At 47.9% G+C, this 21,999-nt stretch carries 16 protein-coding genes; 4 read left to right on the top strand and 12 right to left on the bottom strand.

Annotation, left to right across the window (positions count from 1 at the left end; all coding sequences use genetic code 11):
- Positions 1-4 precede the first annotated feature (4 nt).
- The 6 genes from P150_RS0106775 to P150_RS0106740 form a co-directional block, all read right to left on the bottom strand.
- A complete protein-coding gene (locus tag P150_RS0106775; RefSeq protein WP_028897024.1) occupies positions 5-508 on the bottom strand; it encodes a ribonuclease P protein component in 504 nt (167 codons plus the stop codon).
- A 59-nt stretch (positions 509-567) separates the two neighbouring features.
- The gene (locus P150_RS0106770; RefSeq protein WP_028897023.1) at positions 568-1,317 is read right to left on the bottom strand and encodes a uroporphyrinogen-III synthase; all 750 of its coding nucleotides are present in this window, start codon (positions 1,315-1,317) and stop codon (positions 568-570) included.
- Between the two features lie 6 nt (positions 1,318-1,323).
- On the bottom strand, positions 1,324-2,289 hold the full coding sequence (locus P150_RS0106765; protein ID WP_028897022.1) for a DUF4271 domain-containing protein: 966 nt from the start codon (positions 2,287-2,289) through the stop codon (positions 1,324-1,326).
- A gap of 7 nt (positions 2,290-2,296) precedes the next feature.
- Complete coding sequence (gene metK / locus P150_RS0106760; protein WP_028897021.1) at positions 2,297-3,589, bottom strand: methionine adenosyltransferase; 1,293 nt, start codon at positions 3,587-3,589, stop codon at positions 2,297-2,299.
- Between the two features lie 773 nt (positions 3,590-4,362).
- On the bottom strand, positions 4,363-6,426 hold the full coding sequence (gene metG, locus P150_RS0106750; protein ID WP_028897020.1) for a methionine--tRNA ligase: 2,064 nt from the start codon (positions 6,424-6,426) through the stop codon (positions 4,363-4,365).
- A 665-nt stretch (positions 6,427-7,091) separates the two neighbouring features.
- Entirely contained in the window at positions 7,092-7,640 is a 549-nt protein-coding gene (locus P150_RS0106740; protein WP_028897018.1) for a hypothetical protein, read from the bottom strand.
- A gap of 267 nt (positions 7,641-7,907) precedes the next feature.
- On the opposite strand from P150_RS0106740, the gene P150_RS0106735 reads away from it, so the two are divergent.
- Both P150_RS0106735 and P150_RS0106730 read left to right on the top strand, forming a co-directional pair.
- Positions 7,908-10,340 carry a TonB-dependent receptor gene (locus P150_RS0106735; protein WP_028897017.1) on the top strand — a complete coding sequence of 811 codons (2,433 nt, stop codon included), beginning with the start codon at positions 7,908-7,910 and terminating at the stop codon, positions 10,338-10,340.
- Positions 10,341-10,609: 269 nt separating this feature from the next.
- The gene (locus P150_RS0106730) at positions 10,610-11,428 is read left to right on the top strand and encodes a pyridoxamine kinase (RefSeq protein WP_028897016.1); all 819 of its coding nucleotides are present in this window, start codon (positions 10,610-10,612) and stop codon (positions 11,426-11,428) included.
- A 119-nt stretch (positions 11,429-11,547) separates the two neighbouring features.
- Here the strand turns inward: P150_RS0106730 and P150_RS0106725 are convergent, their stop codons facing one another.
- Together P150_RS0106725 and P150_RS0106720 are read right to left on the bottom strand one after the other, a co-directional pair.
- Positions 11,548-12,192, bottom strand: coding sequence for a DKNYY domain-containing protein (locus tag P150_RS0106725; protein WP_036932103.1), 645 nt, complete (start codon positions 12,190-12,192; stop codon positions 11,548-11,550).
- 546 nt (positions 12,193-12,738) lie between these two features.
- Entirely contained in the window at positions 12,739-14,394 is a 1,656-nt protein-coding gene (locus P150_RS0106720; protein WP_051617582.1) for an RluA family pseudouridine synthase, read from the bottom strand.
- Between the two features lie 133 nt (positions 14,395-14,527).
- Here P150_RS0106720 and P150_RS0106715 point away from each other — a divergent pair, with 133 nt between their 5' ends.
- Positions 14,528-15,517: a patatin-like phospholipase family protein gene (locus P150_RS0106715; protein WP_028897013.1), complete on the top strand. Its 990-nt coding sequence runs from the start codon at positions 14,528-14,530 to the stop codon at positions 15,515-15,517.
- Between the two features lie 426 nt (positions 15,518-15,943).
- Here P150_RS0106715 and P150_RS0106710 read toward each other — a convergent pair whose 3' ends face one another.
- Both P150_RS0106710 and P150_RS0106705 read right to left on the bottom strand, forming a co-directional pair.
- Entirely contained in the window at positions 15,944-16,129 is a 186-nt protein-coding gene (locus P150_RS0106710; protein ID WP_155952963.1) for a hypothetical protein, read from the bottom strand.
- Positions 16,130-16,221: 92 nt separating this feature from the next.
- The gene (locus P150_RS0106705) at positions 16,222-18,468 is read right to left on the bottom strand and encodes an alpha-amylase family glycosyl hydrolase (protein WP_028897011.1); all 2,247 of its coding nucleotides are present in this window, start codon (positions 18,466-18,468) and stop codon (positions 16,222-16,224) included.
- A 556-nt stretch (positions 18,469-19,024) separates the two neighbouring features.
- On the opposite strand from P150_RS0106705, the gene P150_RS0106695 reads away from it, so the two are divergent.
- Positions 19,025-20,209 carry a hydroxymethylpyrimidine/phosphomethylpyrimidine kinase gene (locus P150_RS0106695; protein ID WP_028897010.1) on the top strand — a complete coding sequence of 395 codons (1,185 nt, stop codon included), beginning with the start codon at positions 19,025-19,027 and terminating at the stop codon, positions 20,207-20,209.
- 20 nt (positions 20,210-20,229) lie between these two features.
- Here the strand turns inward: P150_RS0106695 and pdxT are convergent, their stop codons facing one another.
- Together pdxT and pdxS are read right to left on the bottom strand one after the other, a co-directional pair.
- Entirely contained in the window at positions 20,230-20,808 is a 579-nt protein-coding gene (gene pdxT, locus P150_RS0106690; RefSeq protein ID WP_028897009.1) for a pyridoxal 5'-phosphate synthase glutaminase subunit PdxT, read from the bottom strand.
- Positions 20,809-20,994: 186 nt separating this feature from the next.
- Positions 20,995-21,870, bottom strand: a complete 876-nt coding sequence (pdxS, locus tag P150_RS0106685) for a pyridoxal 5'-phosphate synthase lyase subunit PdxS (RefSeq protein ID WP_028897008.1) — start codon at positions 21,868-21,870, stop codon at positions 20,995-20,997.
- Between the last annotated feature and the right edge of the window lie 129 nt (positions 21,871-21,999).

Below are 21,999 nucleotides of genomic sequence, written 5' to 3'. Positions count from 1 at the left end.
ACGCTTAGATTCTTTCAGAGATTCGCTGCAACAGATTGCATACTTTTGCCTCAATTTCTGCCGTACCGTACAGTTCGTCGGCCAACCAGATGAAGGCAAGCAAAATGTGCTTGTCGGGATTTTCCGACAGTTTGTCGAGCAAGATAGTCTTATTCTTGCGATAGGCTTCCCGCACCTGCCGCTTTACCCTGTTGCGCTTCACGGCTCTCTTGAAGTGCTTTTTCGGAACACTCACGAGCATCTGCACTTGAGGATGATGGCTTTCTGCTGCTTTTACGTCTGATGCTGCGATGGAATCCGAACTGTCTTCCGCTTCAACGCAGACTGTTTTCGCTTCCTCACAGACGGGACTTGCTTTCTCACAGGCTGTTTTCATTTCCAGATAGACTGCCCTTAGTGGAAATGCAGCGAGCGACTTGCTGCCTCCTCCACAAAAGAGCGTGTCTATGAGCTTCTTGCTGCATAGCCGTTCCTCCTTTCGGAATGTATTGCTGTGGAGAGTAGGCATAATCTGTTGGAAATTAATTGGTTTTTGAAAACAAAGAACAGGTTGGAAAAGATTCCAACTTACTTATTGTTCTTTTCCAAGAAAGCGCGCAAAGCACCGGTCATCGAAGGATATTCCTTTGAAGGAGCCTCGAGATCGAGACGAAGTCCCTGATCTATCACTTCCTTTGCAGTAGCAGGACCAAACGCCGCAATCTTAATATCGCCCTGAACAAAGTCCGGCATATTGTCCTTCAGCGCACGAACGCCGGTCGGACTGAAGAAAACGAGCATGTCGTAGTCGAACGATTTCTTCTCCTCTTCGGTCAGGTCGTTGCTCACGGTGCGATACATCACGCACTCCTTATGCTTGAGTTTGTTGCTTGTAAGCAAGTCGTTGATGGCATCGTTGTGAACGGAGCTTTGAGGTATGAGATATTTCTCGTCCTTATGCTTGACCATCTGTGGTATCAGACTGTCAATCTTTCCTGAATCGCCGAAGAAAACCTTGCGCTTTCTGTATTGGACATACTTCTGTATATACAGTGCTATCGTCTCAATAACACAGAAATACTTCATCGTTTCAGGAATGGTAATGCGCATTTCCTGCGCCAACTTGAAGTAATTGTCAATTGCGTGGCGCGAAGTGAATACCACAGCCGTGTAATCGAGCAGATTAATCTTCTGCTGACGGAACTCTTTTGCAGATAATCCCTCAACCTTGAAGAATGGTCTGAACACCAAATCAACACCAAGTTCCTTAGCAATGTCGTAGTATGGCGACTTATCGCTAGCCGGTTTAGGCTGTGATACCAAGATTTTTTTTATCATCGTATCTTAAAAATTTATAGTCAAATAGTTACCTGTATATGTCAAGATGCCCAACAATGCCGTCAATGGCATTAATTCAAGGGCACAAAAGTACAAAATTATTTGCAAACTGACATTTGTTCTTTTGAAAAAGATTACAAACCCTTGATAAAAGGTGAGTATTTTGGTCAGAATCACAACAGTTGCAACGTAAATCAGCGCATATTCTATTGATACTCCGAAATATATCAGCAGCAGAACGCCGGGAAAGAGCAGCACTCCCTCCACCGATGTGAGGAAGAGGCGGAACTGCGCCCACTGAATATTGCTCCTGCGTGGGAAATAAACCCAGTTTACAACGGAATACAACAAATACCGAATGAGAAAATAGCCAAGGAAGATGGCGAAGTAGATGCCCATGACAAGCAACTGCGAATCGAAGATATACGAACCGCCGGTAAGGCTGCGATTGTAGAGATAATAGGTAATGCTGAACATAAGTGCCGTCTGCACCACCAAAAACAACTGGAAACGCACCTCGTAGGCCGTCTCGCCCACGTTCGTGCGCCGGTGGGGAAGATGGAACAAGCCTTTCAGTTGGCGCAATATGAAGTTGCGCGACATCGAAGCGGCAAGCATTGCCAAGGCGAAACAAACGAGCAATGCACCGGCAACAGTATCATCATTGCTGACACTGTACGGTGCAGGATCGCCCAAAACGCCATCGTGTACGGTTCCCATTTGGGAACCAAGTTCGGAATCCTTGTTGAAAAACCCGTCCAATCCCTTCATTTCCTTGCCGAAAAGACTGAAACCCGGGAGATCAAAGGAATCCATAAGATGCGAGTTCGCAGACTGATATGATTCAGTCTGCGCCACACTATCTTTCATCAGCAGCATAGAGGTGGCAGTTGTGTCCTGCCCTGCTGTGCTCTCTTGCCGGTTTACACTTGCGGTATATGGCGGGATTGCTGTTGAGTCCGTCTTCGCCATAGTTTATTTAAAGACCGAAAGCCTTCTTTATTTCGTCTACCCGGTCGAGTTTCTCCCAAGTAAACAGCTCCACTTCAATTTCTTTCTTTTCGTGATAATGACTCTCGAAAGTCTTCATTACCTTCTCGTTCTTGCGCCCCATGTGGCCATAGGCAGCCGTTTCGAGATACATCGGCTGACGGAGGTTCAACTGGCGTTCGATAGCCTTCGGACGAAGGTCGAACATTGCCTTGAGCTTTTCGGCAATCTCGCCGTCTGTCATATTCACGTGTGAACGGCCGTAAGTGTTCACATACACGCTTACCGGCTCTGCAACGCCGATGGCATAGGCCAACTGCACGAGCACCTCGTCGCTCACTCCCGCCGCAACCATATTTTTTGCGATGTAGCGTGCCGCGTAGGCTGCCGAACGGTCTACCTTTGATGAATCCTTACCTGAGAAAGCACCACCACCGTGTGCTCCCTTACCTCCATAGGTATCTACGATAATCTTTCGGCCGGTAAGACCGGTATCGCCGTGAGGACCGCCGATAACGAACTTGCCCGTAGGGTTCACGTGGTATTGAATATCATCGTTGAAGAGTGCAAGCACCTTATCAGATGTAATCTGTGCCTTCACACGTGGCATCAGGATATTGACCACATCCTCGTAAATCTTATCCAACATCTGTTTGTCGGCCTTCAGTTGAGCCTCCACCGTGTTATCAGCCGGCTTGATGAAATCGTCGTGTTGGGTTGAAACCACAATAGTAACGATGCGCTGTGGTATGTTGTCGTCGCTGAATTCCACCGTAACCTGACTCTTTGAATCCGGACGCAGATAAAGCATTTCCCTGCCTTCCTTGCGGATATCAGCCAAGGTGCTCATAAGAAGGTGCGCCAAATCGAGCGTAACAGGCATATAGTTGTCTGTCTCGTTGCAGGCATAGCCGAACATCATTCCCTGATCGCCGGCACCCTGATTGTCCTCATCGCCGTTGTCCACACCACGATTGATGTCTGAACTCTGCTCGTGGATAGCGGAAAGAATGCCGCAGCTATTGCCATCGAACTGATATTCAGCCTTTGTATAACCTATTTTATTGATTGTGTTACGGGCAATCGTAGGAAGATCGATATACTGTGAAGAACGTACCTCGCCCATAATAGCCACCTGTCCCGTAGTGTTGAAAGTCTCAATCGCACAGCGGGCATTCTTGTCGTAAGCCAAAAACTGGTCGAGCAATGCGTCGCTGATCTGGTCAGCAACTTTGTCAGGATGTCCCTCTGATACCGATTCCGATGAAAATAAATACGCCATATCCTAAATTTATACTGAAATTGATTTAAAGACTACAAAGTTACTGCAAGTTAATCGTATAACAAAATAAATACGAGATATTTATATATTATTAGGGAGAAAGGGGAAATCGCCTCGAAAATTCAAGAAAACAAAGAAAAATGGTGCTTAAACGGTGGGATAAACAGTAAAGCACATTGGTTCACTTTCACTATCAACTGGCTTCCTTCTCTACTTTCTCTCTTCTCAACTTGTTTTATTTTTCACAACCACCATAAATGACTGATAATCAATGGATAAATTTTCTATTTCCATTCTTGCGAAGATTGCATTGCAATTTAAGTTCGTGTGTAAATGGTTGTAAATCAATAGGATTGCAATGTTGGTATACCTTATTGACCAATAAATGTAATGTAAAGAAAAATCGTATTATCCACGGATGGAAGTGAATAAAGGATTTGAGCCTTGACACAGTTGAGATTACACAGTTATGTACTTCAATAATTGCAGCTTGACGTCTTCTTCGATGTTACCTGTACTGGAAGAGAGTGCAAGGATGCCTGCAAAGATAAATAGCAGTAAAGTGAATGCCGTCTTCATCGTATTTAAATGATTGGTGTTTATTTCTTGAATGTGATATTAATGGAAAAGGGATGCAGGGATAATTCCCTCGTTTCTCTCCCCAAAGGAATCATCCTCATCGGCTTTATCAGGAGCTGATGAGGATGATTTTTTTGATAGAGGATAGCTGCTGTCGGGACTGATATGCCCCGGAGGGGGTAATTCCGGTGTGCTTAACCCACCTGACTGCCCGGCTTTACTTCGCCCATCGTAGTCGTTACAGTAAGCGAACCATCGAAATTGACGGCTGAAAGAATCATACCTTGGCTTTCGATGCCCATCATTTTACGGGGCGCGAAGTTGGCAACGAAGAGCACGTCCTTGCCCGTGAGCTGTTCCGGCTCGTAGTAGGCAGCGATGCCGCTGAGAATGGTACGCTCTGTGCCCGAACCGTCGTCGATGGTAAACTGGAGGAGCTTCTTGCTCTTCTTTACCTTCTCGCACTTGATGATGTGCCCTACACGGATGTCGAGCTTCTCGAAGTCCTCGAAAGGAATGTCGGCCTTGAGAGGTTCAGCCTTGTAGTTGGCTGCTTCGTTCTCCTTCTTTGTGTCCTCGAGCTTCTGGAGCTGTGCGTTGATGGCGTCGTCCTCAATCTTTTCAAAGAGGAGATGCACCTCATTGAGCTGATGTCCGGCCTTGAGCAGGTCGGTAGAACCGAGCGATGCCCATTCGTATTCCGTCATATTGATCATCCGGCGAAGCTCTTTGCTGCTGAAAGGAAGGAACGGTTCGAAGGCGATGCTGAGGTTGGCAACCAACTGGAGAGAGAGGTTGAGGATGGTCTCGACACGCTTCGGGTCGGTCTTCCACACCTTCCAAGGCTCGCATTCAGTGATGTACTTATTGCCGATACGCGCCAGATTCATCGCTTCCTTGAGTGCTTCGCGGAACTTGAACGCATCGAGATAGCCTTCCACCTTCTCCTTCACGTCCTTAAATTCCTGAATTGCCTGCTTGTCCACGTCGAGCAGTTCGCCGCACGCAGGCACAACGCCGTTCCAATATTTCCAAGTGAGCTGCAATGCACGATTCACGAAGTTGCCGTACACGGCTACCAGCTCGCTGTTGTTGCGCTCCTGAAAATCCTTCCACGTAAAGTTGTTGTCCTTTGTCTCGGGAGCATTCGCCGTAAGCACGTAGCGCAGCACGTCCTGCTTGCCTTCAAAGTCGCGGAGATACTCGTGAAGCCACACAGCCCAGTTGCGGCTTGTGGATATTTTATCGTTCTCAAGGTTGAGGAACTCGTTGGACGGCACATTGTCCGGCAGTATATAGTCGCCGTGTGCCTTGAGCATACTCGGGAAGATGACGCAATGGAACACGATGTTGTCCTTGCCGATGAAGTGTACAAGACGCGATTCCGGATCCTGCCACCACTTCTGCCAAGTGCCGAAACGCTCAGGTTCGCGGTCGCAGAGTTCCTTCGTGTTCGAGATATATCCGATAGGCGCATCGAACCATACGTAGAGCACCTTGCCCTCAGCACCTTCTACGGGTACAGGAATACCCCAGTTGAGGTCGCGCGTCATAGCGCGGGGCTGCAAGTCCATATCCAACCAGCTCTTGCACTGGCCGTAAACGTTCGGACGCCATTCCTTGTGCTCGTTGAGAATCCACTGCTTGAGCCATTCCTGATAGTCGTTCAGCGGCAGATACCAGTTCTTGGTGCTCTTGATTACGGGCTTTGAACCGGAAATGGTGGAACGGGGATTGATCAGTTCCATAGGACTGAGGTCGCTGCCGCACTTCTCGCACTGGTCACCATAGGCATTCTCGTTGTGGCAATGGGGGCATTCGCCCATCACGTATCGGTCGGCAAGGAACTGTTTAGCTTCCTCGTCGTAGAGCTGTTCGCTTTCCTGTTCCGTGAGTTTGCCCTCGTCGTAGAGCTTACGGAAGAAATCTGAGGCGAATTTATGATGGATTTCGCTGGTGGTACGGCTGTAAACATCGAACGAAATGCCAAATTCCTCGAAGGAATCCTTGATCATCTTGTGGTAACGGTCGCAAACGTCCTGTGGCGTAACGCCTTCTTTCTTGGCACGCAGCGTGATAGGCACGCCGTGTTCGTCGCTTCCTCCGATGAAGATTACTTCCTCTTTCTTCAGTCGCAAGTAGCGGACGTAGATGTCAGAAGGCACATAGACTCCGGCAAGGTGGCCTATATGAACACCTCCGTTGGCATAAGGCAATGCGGCCGTAACGGTGGTGCGCTTGAATTTCTTTTCTTCCATATATGCTTGATTATTTGTTATCTGATTGCAAAGTTAGTGTAATTCGGGGGAACTGCAAAGGGAATTTATGAAAAACGCATAGTGCAATCCGAGTTAGGGGCAGGTTGAGGGCAAGTTGATAAGCCGACGAGTTGCCGGGTTGCCGGGCAAACGAGTCGGTTTCGCTATTATCTTGCCGTTTCAGACTTAATCTGCCCCAGAACTGTAAATAAAAATGGTAGGATTTTAACACTTCCGGAAACTCTGTTCTGGAAAAATAAGGATCAGGTTCTCTCGCTTTTTTCTGCAATTCCATTACGGAGGTTTTTATTCTTGCGAAGAATGGAAATCAATCGTGCGAAGATGATAGTGCGTTCTTCGCACAAACGAAATTCATTTGTCCGATTCTCAAGATGCCGATGTGCTTCTGTTCTCTCCCAAATATCGTTTTTATGCGTCGGAATTTCGCTTTTTCTGCGATGTTTTTTTACTATATTTTTAATTCAAAATCGTAATAATTTGATTGCCAGTATATTACAAGTGAGTCTAAAAACTCGCATATTTGCAAATGAAAAATTTTATTTTTCAAATACGGGAGTTATGAAAACGGCATTGTAAATAATTATTATCCGTTTTAACATTTCGATATTCTGCTTGGAAATACGGTGCTTGCTGCGCCCTGTTTCCTACTGCACTCTGACCATTTTTCCGTCTGCATAGCAGGCAATCTTCCTGTCGCCCTTCACGTAAATGTCCTCATTGCCAGCCATATCGAGTGTAAACCCGGCTGCCTTTACCTGTGCCACGAGGTTGTCGTAGGCCTTTTGATTGAACACACCTATTATTATGGCGTTGTTTCTGAAAGCAACGTAGCTCGAAATTCCCTTTTTCAGCGGCTTAGGATAATCCTCATATTTGTCGGCTGTGAGCTTTTTGGCAAGTCGGCAATTCTTATAATAGAGCTTTGAGAACTTGTCGAGTCGGTAGATTTCGTAATTACTCGTGAGTTTGTAGCCGTATTTCTTGGCAATTTCGGCAGCTTTGTCAGGGGTTTGGAATATTTCCACAGCCTCTGCAATGCTGATAATCTCCGGTTCCGGCGCAACAGTTTCCACCACGATGGGGGCAGTTACGGGTTCGTTAGTGGTTGGAGTGCTTTTTTGCGTAGTGCCGCAACTGCCCAGAAACAGCATACCGGTTGCGGCGGCAGCCATAATCCATAGGTTTTTCTTCATTGTCTTCTATTCTTTCTAATTAGTTTTTGAGCTGCAAAGATACTATTTAAATTTGATTTTATCCGAATGTCGTTGAATGATACGCAGTTAAATGGAGTTGAGTTCTGCAAAGTTTTATCATAAATATTAGGTATCTGAAGGCTTAACCTTATGTTTCTGATAGTGTATTAACTTTTTTTTACCCATTATTGGGTATTGTCGTACTCGTATGTTCTTCCTACCTTTGCACCCAATAAAAATAATAATTGCAATTGAATTAATCATTTTATGAAAAGAATCTTTATCTTATTCGTAGGTATGCTCTGCGCTGTTGTGTCGATGGCGCAGAAGACCGATGCAATGCTTTTCGGAGACGTAAAAGCAAAGGAAAGCAATGCCCATTTGGCTTATGCCACTATTACCGTGAAAGGTACCAACCTTACCACGAAGTGTGATGCTACGGGACACTTCAAGATGGCGAACCTGCCTGTCGGAAAGCAGACCATCGTGGCCAGTCTTGACGGCTATCAGGAGCTGGAACTTGAAGTGATGATGGAAAAGGAAAAGAGTGTCAATGTGTCGTTCCTGCTCAACAAGGACGCATTGGAACTCAGTCAGGTAGTAGTTACCGGTACCCGCACGCAACACTTTGTGAAGAATGTGCCCATCCGTACCGAAGTGCTCACCTCTTCGGCCATCAACCGCAAGAATGCACAGAACCTTTACGAGGCATTGGAGGGCGTTCCGGGCATCCGTGTAGAGCAGCAGTGCCAGTTCTGCAACTTCTCTATGGTGCGTATGCAGGGTCTCGGTGCCGAGCACACACAGGTATTGGTAGACGGCGAACCTATCTATTCAGGTCTTGCAGGCGTTTACGGCTTGCAGCAGATGGGTACCAACGACGTGGACCGTCTTGAAGTAGTGAAGGGTGCAGGTTCTGCGCTTTACGGCAGTAGTGCCGTTGCAGGTGCTATCAACATCATTTCAAAGGAACCAACCTTTGAACCATCCATAACCGGCGATGTTCAGTTCGGCAACTGGGGCTTCAAGAACTATAAGGGTTCGGGTTCTATGCGCTTCAACAACATTGGTTTGATGGTAACGGCGCAGCGCACGGAGATGGATGCTGTTGATGATACGCAGAACGGTATGACACGCGATGAGATTAAGCACAAGGACGGCGTTTCAGACCGTGTTTACAGTCAGATGAACAACGTGGGAATGAGTCTCTACGTCTATAATCCGTTCGCCAAGAACGACAAACTCGTTATCCGTGGTAAGGCTATGGACGAGCAGCGCATCGGTGGTACAATGACCGACGACCTCTATCTGAACCCATTCTCAGCAGGTACGGAGAACATCAAGACCAACCGTCTTTCCGCTGATTTGGCTTATACATTGCCAATAGGCTCCCGTTCCGAGCTGAACCTCGCTATGGCGTATGTGCACCACAAGCGCAATGCCACCAACGACACGTTCCTCGGCAGCTATCAGAAGACACACAACAACGAAAGTCCCGACGTTGAAATGATGCGTCCGTATCTTGCAAGAGAAAATTCGTTCACTCCTTCTCTCACTTTCACTACCAACCTCGGCAACCACACGCTGCTCGCAGGTGTTCAGGGCTATTTCACACGCTTGCGTGAGACAGGTCTCTACTGTGTAGACGACAGCACGAGCACATACTTCGGCGAGGCTTACACATCGCTCGGAAAGAAGCACGCAAATGAGTTTGGATTCTTCGTTCAGGACGAATGGAACATTCTTCCAAACCTTACAGTTGTGCCCGGTATTCGCATCGACAGCCACAACTCCGGCGAGGAATACACTTCAAGCAAGAAGGTATTCGACGGCAACTTCCCACAGACAAAGTTCAGCCACACTTCCATCAATCCGCGTCTGGCCATCAAGTACGAGGTAAATCCTTCATTGGTGCTCCGTGCCAACTTCGGTACCGGCTACCGTGCGCCTTACGGTTTCTCTGAAGACCTGCACCTCTGTTCCGGTTCTCCACGTGTATGGAAGTCTTCAAGCCTCGACGGCGAACGCTCAATCAGCTACAACGTATCGGCTGACTACTATGGAAAGAACTTCCAGTTGAGCGCAAACCTCTTCCGTACAGACTTGAAAGACAAGATACAGTTCTCTCCGGCAAGCGACGAAGTGAAGAAACTCGGCTACACCTATCAGTGGGAAAACGTGGACGACGCCTATGTTCAGGGTGTTGAACTCGGTGCGAAGGCTCAGCTTTTCAGAAACTTTACGGCAGGTTTGAACCTCACGTTCAATCAAGGTAAGTTCAAGCACGAGCGTTCAGAGTGGTCTGACCCTACATCCGACGAATGCAAAGAAGCACCTGAACGTCTCGCATACGCTAAGGAAAGCCGTTATATCTCTCGTTTCCCATCAACAACGGGCGACTTGAACCTCGAATACACTCCGGGTACTTGGTCGTTCTCTGTTACCGGTTCGTTGCAGGGTCAGATGTATATCGACTACAACTCTGAAGATGCGCCTAAAACTTCAAAGATCAAGAAGACAAATGCCTTCACATTGTGGAACTGCCGCATTGCAAAACGCCTTGGTGCGTTCAATGTCTATGGCGGTGGCAAGAACGTGTTCAGCTATCTTCAGGATGAGAAGCACGGCGACGATGCGGCATTTATGTATGCACCGGTCTACGGCGCAACTTGGTACGTAGGTCTCAGCGTTACATTGTAATCCCGATACTTCAATCATAGTTTCTCTATAAAAAAGAGAATGGCAGTCGATTTTATCCGATTGCCATTTCCAAAAACACCGTATGGCATCTGTCTGTACGGTGTTTTTATGCTAAAAACACAGCTCCGTCATTCAAAACACGGCATTTTATTTTGTTCTTCCTTCGGTTTGCACTACCTTTGCATTCCCATCATCGGCATACGGACGCACTATGGATATATGCTCATAGCACGAGTTTGCATGAGTTTGGTATGAAAAAAACAACGACAATGCGCAAGAAACAGATTCTTCTTATCAACGATATGGCCGGATACGGCAAGGTGGCAACGGCTGCAATGCTCCCTATCCTGTCCTATCTCGGACACCCGGTTTACAATCTGCCCACAGCTTTGGTATCAAACACGCTGGACTACGGCAAATTCGAGATACTCGAGACGACCGACTACATTAAGGAAGTGTTCCCGGTATGGAAAGAACTGGGCTTCCGTTACGATTCCATCGCCACAGGCTTCATCGCATCCGAGCGTCAGGCAAAGTTGATTTCAGCCTATTGCCGCGAACAGGCCGAATTAGGCACAATGATTTTCGTGGATCCCATTATGGGCGATGAGGGCAAACTCTACAACGGCGTAACGCCGGCCACCATCAATTCGATGCGTGAAATGATCAGCGTGGCAGACCTTTGTTTCCCGAATTACACGGAATCGTGCTACCTTACTGACACGCCTTTCAATGAAAAGGGCGTCAGCGAGGAAGAAGCGAAGACGCTGCTCGGCAAACTGCGCGGCATCGGTGCGAAGTCCGTGCTCATTACTTCGATTCCCATAGACGGACAACCCTCCGTAATCGGATATAATCACAAGGAAGATTCCTATTTCAACCTTCCCTATACAGAAATTCCTGTGCATTTCCCGGGTACGGGCGACATCTTTTCGGCTATTCTCATCGGACACTTGCTCGACGACGAATCGCTCATCGACAGCACGCAAAAGGCAATGGACGGCATTTATCAGCTCATCGACCTCAACAAGGACAATGAAGACAAGAACCGGGGCATTCCTCTCGAGCGGTATTTGAATATCCTGTAAAAGCTGTTTTAAAAAGAAACAAGGAGCAAGGAAATAAAGTTTTTGATGGAATAAGGCATTATCCTTGTAGCCTTGTTCGCTTGTTTCCTTGTATCTATGAGTTCAGGATTATCCCGAACTCAGTCAATCTTCCTCCCGAGATAAAAGGTTTCAAAGGCATCTTCGGCATAACCGTTGCCGAGCACCTTGAAAGTGGATGCACTGGCATCCTTCACTTCCTTTCCGAGATAGTACACGTTGAACGCATCCTTGGCGTAGCCCTCGCTGAGGTATTGGAACGAGTTGGAACTTGCGTCCTTGATACGGTTGCCCAGATAGTATGCCTCGAATGCGTCCTTGGCATAGCCGTCTTCCAGTATCTTGAAAGTGGACGCGCTGGCATCCTTGATTTTCCGTCCGTTATAGAGTACGCTGTTCGACATTACCTGATAGCCTCCCATCGGGTATGGTCTGTCATAAGGATGATAAGTGCCGTCAGGATTGTAGCCGGGCTGCTTCAGCCGGAAAGTAAACGGATCAACGTGTTCCAGAATCAGTCCTTGGTAATATACATTGAAGCGGTCTTTGGCGTATCCGAAGCCCAGTTCGATGAAACTTCTGAAATCAACGTTCATCATCGGTTGGTTTCGGTAGTACATAACGCCGTTCTGTGCAAAATAGTCATTGTGCAGATTCTGTGCGTAACTGTCAGTGGCAGATGCTGTGAGCAAAGCAACGGCAAGTGTCAGACGGACAAATGCCCTAAGTGGTCTGTTTGTTTTCATTTCAGTAATCGTTTGGTTATGGTGCAAACGTACTTATTTTTTCGGATATATGCAAGCGAACAGGGAAAAAATATTTGTGCACAGGCATAGCCGAAAGGCGTGAATAATCTTTACAAAAGGCTCGAAAATAAGGCGATATTCTGAAAAAATATTTTCGTGTCGGCAAATATGAGCGTTATTGGACGTTTTCATAACGTGCTGATAATAAGAATACTATGATGTTTCTTGCAAACGGAGGAAAATATCCGTTCTTCTATTCTTCCTGAAAAGACCAATTTATCCTTGATTTTTGTTCTTTTTATAACCCTATTTTTCACTGAAGTGCGTGATATTCGTGCGAAGATTGTACTGCATTCTTCGCACAAACGCATTGCAACCTTCGCACAACCGTATTGTAATCTTCGCACGAATGCAGATTGTTCTTCGTTTTCTTCTTTCTCAAGCGTGGAATAATCGGCTCTTAATCTCCAGATTGAAAATTTTCAAGAGCCTTTTTTCGGTAAAGCATATTTACAAACAAACGGGCTGTAAGACGAAATAGGGTGTTTATTTCTCCCATTTCTTCACTTCAAACTTCATTTCCCTGCCGGTTTTCGGATGCACGAATACGATTGATTCGGCGTGCAGACAGAGCCGGTCGGAGCTTTTGCCGTAGAGCGTATCGCCGATGATGGGCGTGCCGAGTCCGAGAGTGTGGGCGCAATGCACGCGCAGTTGGTGGGTTCTGCCCGTCAATGGTTGGAGTTCTATCTTGACGGCTTTCTCTGTCTGTGCTTTGCCAAATGCAACTTCGCCGATGAAACGGTAGAGCGTCGTGGCCGGTTTTCCGTTCTGAAAGTCCACGATTTGTCGGGGACGGTCGTTCTCGTCGGGGCGGAGCGGCAGACTGATGACGCCTTCGCGCGCCACGTTCCTGTCGAGAACGGAGTGCGGAAGGAGTGCCACGTAGCGTTTCTTCACGGTTCGTGCAAGGAATTGCTTCTGGAGATTCTCGTGCGATGCCTTGTCTTTCGCCAGTATGAGCAGCCCGCTCGTGTCCATATCGAGCCGATGAACAATGACGGGACTATCGCAATCAGCCCATCGTTCCTTCATAATGCTGTAAACGGACGCTTGCGAACTTCGCCCGGGCACGGAGAGCATACCCGACGGTTTATTGACGACGGCGATTTCATCGTCCTCGTAAATCACTTCTAAGGGCTGCGCTTCGGCGTTGTTCTGCTGACAGACAGAGATGTTTCTGCCTTTCAGCATCCAGTCGAGGATGGGCTTGCACTTTCCGTTGCACGGAGGATAAACCTGTCCGTGCTGCCGCACTTCGTTCTTCGGCGACGGTCCCAACCAAAAAGTAACCATCTCGAGGGCTTTCATTCCGTGGCGGAAGGCATATTGGAGGAGCTTGGGTTCGCAGCATTCGCCGGCTCCGGATGGGGGCAACAGCGCATCGCCGACCAGTTTTTCATTTACCGAAGGAGCGTTGAACGGGGCGTTTTGGGCAATCCGGGTGCGTGCGGGACTGTTCTCGATGTAATAGTCGTGGAATATATCGAGGAGATTCTTGGCTTGTCCGTCGGCATTGAGAAGCACGAACTGGGAGAAAAGCCAACGCTGAAGCTGGTCGGACTTTTGTTTGCGTGAGCTTTTCAGTCGTGAGAGTTGCAGACCGAAAGCCGTCAGTTCAGCTTCGGCTTGCGACAAAAGTTCGGAAAAATGCTTTTTGGCACGGTGCACTTCGGCTTTTAGAAACTGGCTCTGTCGGGTCATTTCCCGGCTCTCCTCCTCGCTGATGCCGCCCGATTCTCGCCGTCTGTCGCGCAATGCCTTTGCCCTTGCCATCTCTTCCTTTCTTGCATTGATGGCAATCGTGGCTTCTCTCCTTGTATTTTCAAGATTGCGCTGCGCCTGCAAATACGCTTCCGACGACTCAATGTCGGCAATCCGTCTGTTGATGTCCGATATTTCCGCTTCGTGCTGCTTGAAATAGCCGTCGGGTTGCAGATAGTCGAACACCGGCGGCACGAACTCCTCCTCGCTTATTCCCTCCATTTGTCCGGAATAGGCCTGTAAATAGCCCAGTTCGCCGTCTTTCTCGACGAGCAGAATGCCGAACATCTTGCCCTCGCGCAGGGGAAAATCCACTCGGAGCAACTCTTGGAGAGCAGCCGGTCGTGCTTCTAAATGATGGAATCGTCTGTCGTTCATACGCGCTGATAGCAATGTTTTCTTGTCTTCTTATGTCTGAGGCATTGCAAAGTTAGTGATTTTCAATCGCAAATAAGTTATAAAAAACTCATTTTCCTCGGTCAGTATTGCCGAAAAGCAGTATATTTGCCCTATGATTAAGAGAATATTATTGTCGTTTTTGCTTCTTGGCTGCGTCCTGCCGATGCCTGCACAGCGGCCGAAGATAGGTTTGGTGCTCGGAGGAGGCGGTGCGAAAGGTGCCACGCAGGTGGGTGTTCTCAAGGAAATAGAGCGTGCCGGAATACCAATTGACTATATTGCAGGGACGAGTATCGGCTCGATAGTGGGCGGACTGTACAGCGTGGGCTATCGTGCGGACGACCTCGACACGCTGTTCCGTTCGCAGAACTGGCTCGCTTTGCTGACAGACCGCGACACAACGCTCGTCGGCCGCGTGCTGAAGGAGGAAGGCGGCGTGTATTATCTCTTCGGTTTTCCGGTCAGGAGAAAGAAGGGCGCGAATGTTCCCCGCAAGGGTTTCGGGCTTTTGCGCGGCGACCGTATCTACAACTTCCTTGATTCCTTGGTGGCGAATGCGCCTGTATATAGCGGAAAAGCATCCAGAAGGGAACGGATTCCCTTCCAATGTGTGGCTTTCGATGTCAAAAGGCGAAAGCAGGTAGTGTTGGATGCGGACAGTCTGGCACGGAATATGCGTGCGAGTATGGCTATTCCGGGTGGCTTCAAACCGGTTCGGATGGACTCGATGGTGCTTGTGGACGGAGGAATGATCAACAATCTGCCCGTAGACATCGTGCGGGGAATGGGTGCCGACATTGTGATTGCCATCGACCTGACGCAGAACAAGCACGACGATTACAAGTCGCCGTTCGCCTTTCTCAAGAATCTGGGAGGCGTTTTGCAATGGTTGGCAGAGCGTCCCGACATTCGGAAGTACAACGAGAATTGCAGAAATACCGACATCTACATCAATCCCGACCTCGGCGATTACGGCGTTACGAGTTTCAAGCCGAGTGCCATTGCAGATATGATTGACATCGGACGCAAGGCAGGCGAGGAAAAACACGACGAACTGATGCAGTTGAAGGAACGCCTGAAGCTACGCCAGCGTTCGGAATAAGCCAACAAGTGAGTTGCCCGGAAGGCTTGAAAAAGCATACGGTTAGCCCAAAATTTCCAACCGTATATAAATGTTTTTCTATACGGTTCCCCGTAAATTTCCGACCGTATATAAATTTTCGTCTGACCGTATGTAAATTTATGCCCGGTATTTGTTGGCGTTATCGCTTCCTTTAGAGCAAGGAAAAGACGTTATTTCCAACCATTGAAAAATTAAGGCAATTCGGATTCTTTTCACGATAGAGCTATCTTGAACTTGCATAAGGAAATAAAATCTAATTCAAGGATAGACTAAATAAAAACAAGGAAACCAGCAGACGAGAAAAATTGTAAAGAACTTGCTTTTCCTGTATTGTTCTTTACGGAATACTTGTCTGTCGATTTCCTTGTATTCTTCTGTTTCAGACTTTTGTTTTTTGTTTAAACGTTAGTCTTCAAATGCTTCCCAAGGCTTCAAAGACATATCGGTCTCCTTGCCTCCCGCTTCTATTGGACCTGACGGTGTGGTTGCCTCATCCGTGTCTTGCGTTATTGGGGAAGCTGCCATTATCGTTTCGTTATCAAGTTCCACGCATTTGATTTGCGGCTGAATATATTTTATTCTATTTTTCATCTTCATCTAAATATAATCTCTGTCTTTTTGATTGGCTCTGCTTTATGGAAGACAAGCCAAAAACATTGGTCTGTCTTCCTGAAAGCAGCTTTTTATCTGTTCACAAACTTTTTGCCATTACGGATAACGATGCCCTTGTAGTTCGCGTCTACTCTTTGTCCGGCAATGTTGTAGGTTGCATTGTCGCCCGTTGTTTCCACTTCTATGGTTGCGATGGCGTTGCTTACCTTGTCTTCGAGCACCATCTGCTTTGCGTGTGCATCCGAATTGCTGTAGAAATAGCAGACGGTAGGCTTCACGCTGATGCCGTATTCCTTGCCGGCCTTCACGAATTTTCCGTCAGCGGCATTGTAGGCAAAATAGTTTGTCGAGGCGATGGGGCGCACTGATATCTTCTCCATTGTACCCTTGAACGAGAAATTGCCTTTCGTTACGGTAATGGGATTGCCCTTCAGCCATTCCTTGTTCTTCAATGGCTGCATACTCTTGCCTGTTGCATTGGCTACGAAGATGTAAGGCTTGTATGCTTCCAGTACATCCACCTCACGGAAGCGGAGCACGCCGCTGTTCTCGCTCTCCAGTTCATACACCTTTCCGTTGAGTGTCTTGAGTTCTTCGGCAGAAAGGTTGAACGGCAGGCAGATAGTGCTGCGCTGTCCGGCTGTGAAATTGCGGTCGATGAGCGAATTGATAGCCGTAGTTTCCTCTGCTGTCAAGCCTCCGGCGTTGTAGTATCCACCGTTGATAAAGTCCTGATCGCTTGTCTTAGTCTGGTCATTTCCTATGTTGAACAAAATTTTTGAATTGTCGCTCATAGTGTCCGTATAAGTCCATTTCCAGATTTCGTAGCCTTCCTTGGTCTTCATATCCGTCTTGGTACACTTCGTTCCGGGCCAATGGCCGCCAGTATAATTGGGAGATTCGTTGTTGCCGTCCCACGCCCACGCATAGACTTCAGGCCATTTCTGATTGTTCGCAAAGTAAACGGTGTGTTCGTTTGCGTCGTAGGTGAGCAGTTTTTCTTCCGAAGCACCGTCGGCAATGTTCACTTGAGTAGCCATCAGCGTATTGTAGACTGGTACAATATTGTTGCTAAGGTAGAAAGCGTAGTTCGGATTTTCAGTTGTGCCTGTTGAAATAAGCGTGTAGCCTGTGAGATCTGCATCTGTTACATAGCCTGCAATCATCTTGATGCTGCCTGTTAATCCCTGCGTGGTAATGATGCTTCCGTTGCCTTTCTGCTCGTCATACACTTTACTTTGGTTGGTAATTCCGGCAGCCTTGCGTGCCATAATCATCTTTTTCAGTTCTTCCTTGTGTGCCTGCCAGTGAGGAAGGAAGATACAGGGAGTGCCGGGCAGAGCCAAAATAAAGGCGTTTGCCGCCAAAACGTTGTTTTTAAGCCTGTTGTCGTCTCTGTATGTATCGTGATTGTCTACGAAGGTTACGCTGTATCGGTTGATATCTTCTCTTCCGGCAAGTCCTTTATCGTAGAAGCCCGTAAAGTTATTATTATTGAAATGACTGTTGATGATGTCCTTCAATGGGAAATCGAATGCGGCAGACTGTATTGCTCCGTTAGAATTTGGTGCACCACTTGTTCTCGTAATCCATCCTTTAACAGCATCTGCATTGCCATCCCAATACTCGCCTACCGAGAACTTAGGCTTCGCAGAAGCATTGTACATTCCTACATAATAGGCTGCATAGCCCTTTACCATATCATAGCGGAAGCCGCCGTATCCGAGGTCGTTGAGCAGATAGTCGAGATAGAGCTTTATGTTCTTCTGCACATTGGCACTTGTATGGTCGAGGTCGCGAAGACCTTTGAAGTCATCGCCCTCATCATTTGCGCCGCTGACAAGAAAGTCGTGATTGCGAGTGTCGCCACCGTCGTCGTTTGCACAAATATCGGCAAGCGTCCAAGAAATTTCGTTGCCGTTCCAATGCTCGGTAGCGAAGTCGCACCAGTCTTTAACACCACCCTTATGGTTGAGCACGACATCCTCCATTATGGCAGTTCCGCGCTTCTTGTAGGCCTGAATCATCGAGCGCAGTTCGGCTTCGTTGCCGAAACCACTCGTATTGTCAAACCACCATACAGGATTGTATCCCATACTCTTGTCGTTCTGACAGTTTCCTGAGAATGGAACCCAGATGATGTCGAAAAACTTTGAAAGTTCGTCGGCTTGGCTTTCAAGTACAGTCCATTTGGAATCGGCGTGCGAGTCCCAGTAAAAACCTTGAAGCATAACGCCTCCGTAATTGCTTGGCCACCCTTGGGCAAGCATCATTAAGGGCACAATAAGCCCAAAGAAAAAGGTTGAAAGTCGTTTCATTTAAAATTTTTAATTATTTGAATTGTGATAAAAAGTGAACAAAGATAGTGAAAAATACTTCTATCTGTTTACTTCTTTTGTTAAAATGCTTGAAAATGAGCGAAATATGTATATTTGTGTAGCTGATTGCTTTTTGTTTTACACGTTTTTATCTTCTGCATCAATGAATGTCTCTCTCGAGTTCTTCATATTCCTGCACTTCGTTTATCCATTGAATATCTTATCCGACAGCAATTCAATGCCATCCTGTCTGTTGCTTGCTTTGCATTTCTTAAGTGCTTGATAATCAATAGATAAAAACTTGGTTTCCAATCTTGCGAAGATTGCAATCCATTTTAGCGAAGAATGCAAGGCAAACGTGCGAAGATTGCACGCCATTCTTCGGAGAATTGAAAATCGTGTGTTTGGATGTTTGAAAACGCTGATGCTTCTCTGCTGAATCGATAGTGCGTGAAATGCGTTGTCTGATACGGAGCGGTGAGAGGGGGAAACGGCAAAATGTGGTGGAAATGCTTGTCTGATACGAAAAGAATGGTTATTTTTGTGGTACGAAGCTATGAAGAAGAAAGTTACCATACTCACGATTACGGGTTCTGACAGCACCGGAGGATCGGGCATTCAGGCAGATATAAAGACCGTTACGGCCTTGGGAGCGTATGTTGCCACGGCGATTACGGCCGTAACGGCGCAGGACACGGAGGGGATTCAGCATCTGTACGACATTCCCGCCACGATTCTGGAGGTGCAGGTGCGCTCCGTGATGGACGACTTGCGCCCCGATGCCGTGAAAATAGGTATGCTCCGGACGGTGGAACAGGTGGCTGTCGTAGAGCAGATTCTGCGCGAATACACGCCGAGGTTCGTCGTTCTCGATGCCGTTGTCATCAGCAGCCGCGGCAGAATGCTGATGCCGAAAGACGTTGTTGAGGCTATGGTGCGCAATCTTTTCCCCCTGTGCTCGCTCGTTACCATCAAACAGGACAGTGCTTCGTATATCCTGAACGGAAAATCCGTGAAGACGAACGACGGTTTGGAGGAAATGGCGCGCGAACTGTTGGCTTGGGGATGTGCAAGCGTGATGCTGCAAGGGGGAGCCATTACGACGGAAGCACTGACGGATGTGCTCGTTGCGGCTGATATTTCAGCAGCCCGTTTCTATGTCAGACCGGGTTTTGTGGACAGAATCACGCACGGTGCCGGTGGTGCCTTCACTTCGGCACTGGCTGTTTTCCTGTGTATGGGCAATGATATTCCGACATCCATCGAGCGGGCACAGGAATATATGTCGCAACTGATACTCCGTTCGGTCGATTCCGAACTTGGAACGGGAGGACAACTGCTCGACCACAGCAGCAGCATTGCCCAGCAAACGATTTCCCCACGTATGTTGGAACTCTACAATTCTCTGATGGACGAGATTGCCGCACATCATCGGTCTACGGGCGAAGTGGGCTTCTATGCCGACCGGCTGAACGTTACTCCCCGCTATCTGGCGCAGGTTACACGGCGTGTTGCCGGCCGTACACCGAAGCAGCTCATCGACGATTACATTATAAAGGAGGTTGAAATACATCTTATGGGTTCAAACAAGAATATCCAAACCATTGCCTTTGAGTTTGGATTCACCTCACAGGTGCAGTTCAATAAGTTTTTCAAGAAGATGAAGGGATGCGCGCCTACAAAGTATCGGCAGCAACCCGGCTCCAATTCCTCCCCGAACGAGGAGGGCTTGGAGGGATAAGTTTGTGGCGAAATTGCCAGTTATGTGTTCTTTCCCTGTGAAAGGAGCAGTTCGTGGATGGCCGTATCGTCGTTCAATTCGGGATGGAATGCGGTAACAATCATATTGTTCTGCCGTGCGGCGACAATCTTTCCGTCCACCTCTGCCAGTATTTCCACGCCTTCGCCCACGCTTTCTATGTAGGGAGCACGGATGAATGTCATTGGAACGGGATGGTCGATGCCTTTCATACTGCCCATCGTGAAGAAACTTCCGAGCTGTCTGCCGTAGGCATTTCTGCGTGAATGGATATCCATTGCAGCCAGTCTTTTGTATTCACTCTTGGCATCTGTAACTTCTTTCGACAGCAGGATGAGACCGGCGCACGTACCGAGTACGGGCAGGCCTGCGAGTATGTCGTTTCGGATAGGCTCGAAGAGATTCAGCTCGTGCAGCAGTTTCAGCATCACGGTACTTTCGCCACCCGGAATTATCAGTCCATCTTTTGGCTTTTTCCAGTCGTCTGCCTGTCGTATCTCGAATGTCTCCACGCCGAGCTTCTGCATAATCTTGGCGTGCTCGGCAAAAGCACCTTGGAGTGCAAGGATGGCAATTCTCATTTGAATGTTGAATTAGTAATTAGGAATGTTGAAAAAGTAACTAAAAATGTTGAAAAAAGTCGGCTTTGCCGACCATAGATGATGACTATTGAATGTAAGAAAATGAACCGGGAATGCGAAATTGGAAATGTTGGATTACGAACAGAGACTTCAAATCTCCGTTCCTAATCCAACTTTCTCTGTTCTTTACTTTCCTCTTTCTGCCATCAACACTTCGATTTCGCTTTCATTGATGCCCACCATTGCTTCGCCGAGGTCTTCGCTCAGTTCGGCAATCATCTTGGCATCCTTGTAGTTTGTTACGGCCTGAACGATGGCACGGGCACGCTTTTCAGGGTTGCCTGACTTGAAGATACCCGAACCTACGAATACGCCCTCGGCACCGAGCTGCATCATCAACGCTGCATCGGCAGGTGTGGCAACGCCGCCGGCTGCGAAGTTCACTACCGGGAGCTTTCCGTTGTCGTGAACATACTTCACGAGGTCGTAAGGCGCACGGAGCTGTTTTGCTGCTTCGTAGAGTTCGTCTTCGCCGAGAGAGGTGAGACGGCGCATCTCTGACTGAATCAAACGCATGTGGCGGACAGCCTGAATGATGTCGCCTGTGCCCGGTTCGCCCTTTGTACGAATCATCGTTGCACCTTCAGCGATACGGCGCAATGCTTCGCCGAGGTCCTTTGCACCGCATACGAAAGGCACGTCGAACTGATTCTTGTCAATGTGGTAGATGTCGTCGGCAGGAGAGAGAACCTCGCTTTCGTCGATATAGTCAATCTCGATAGCCTGCAGGAGCTGTGCCTCTACGAAATGACCGATGCGCACCTTTGCCATAACAGGAATGCTGACAGCTTCCTGAATGCCGCGAATCATCTTCGGGTCGCTCATTCTTGACACGCCGCCCGCCGCACGGATGTCTGCCGGGATACGCTCCAAAGCCATTACTGCACACGCTCCGGCAGCTTCGGCTATGCGAGCCTGTTCGGGAGTTGTTACGTCCATTATCACGCCACCCTTGAGCATCTGCGCCAAGTTTCTGTTCAATTCTGTTCTGTTCTCTTTCATAGTGTTGTATTTATTTATTGTATTTAAAATTCTTTCATCATCAGAAAGTATGAGAGAGACCGGCAACCTGTCCTATGTTGGTAAACCTATTGAAATTGACTTATCTGAACAGGTCTGCCCAATCTCTCA

The sequence above is a fragment of the Prevotella sp. HUN102 genome, from assembly GCF_000688375.1.
GTDB lineage: Bacteria > Bacteroidota > Bacteroidia > Bacteroidales > Bacteroidaceae > Prevotella.
The sequence above is the reverse complement of the archived record's forward strand: the minus strand, read 5'-3'. Positions and strand labels throughout refer to the sequence as shown.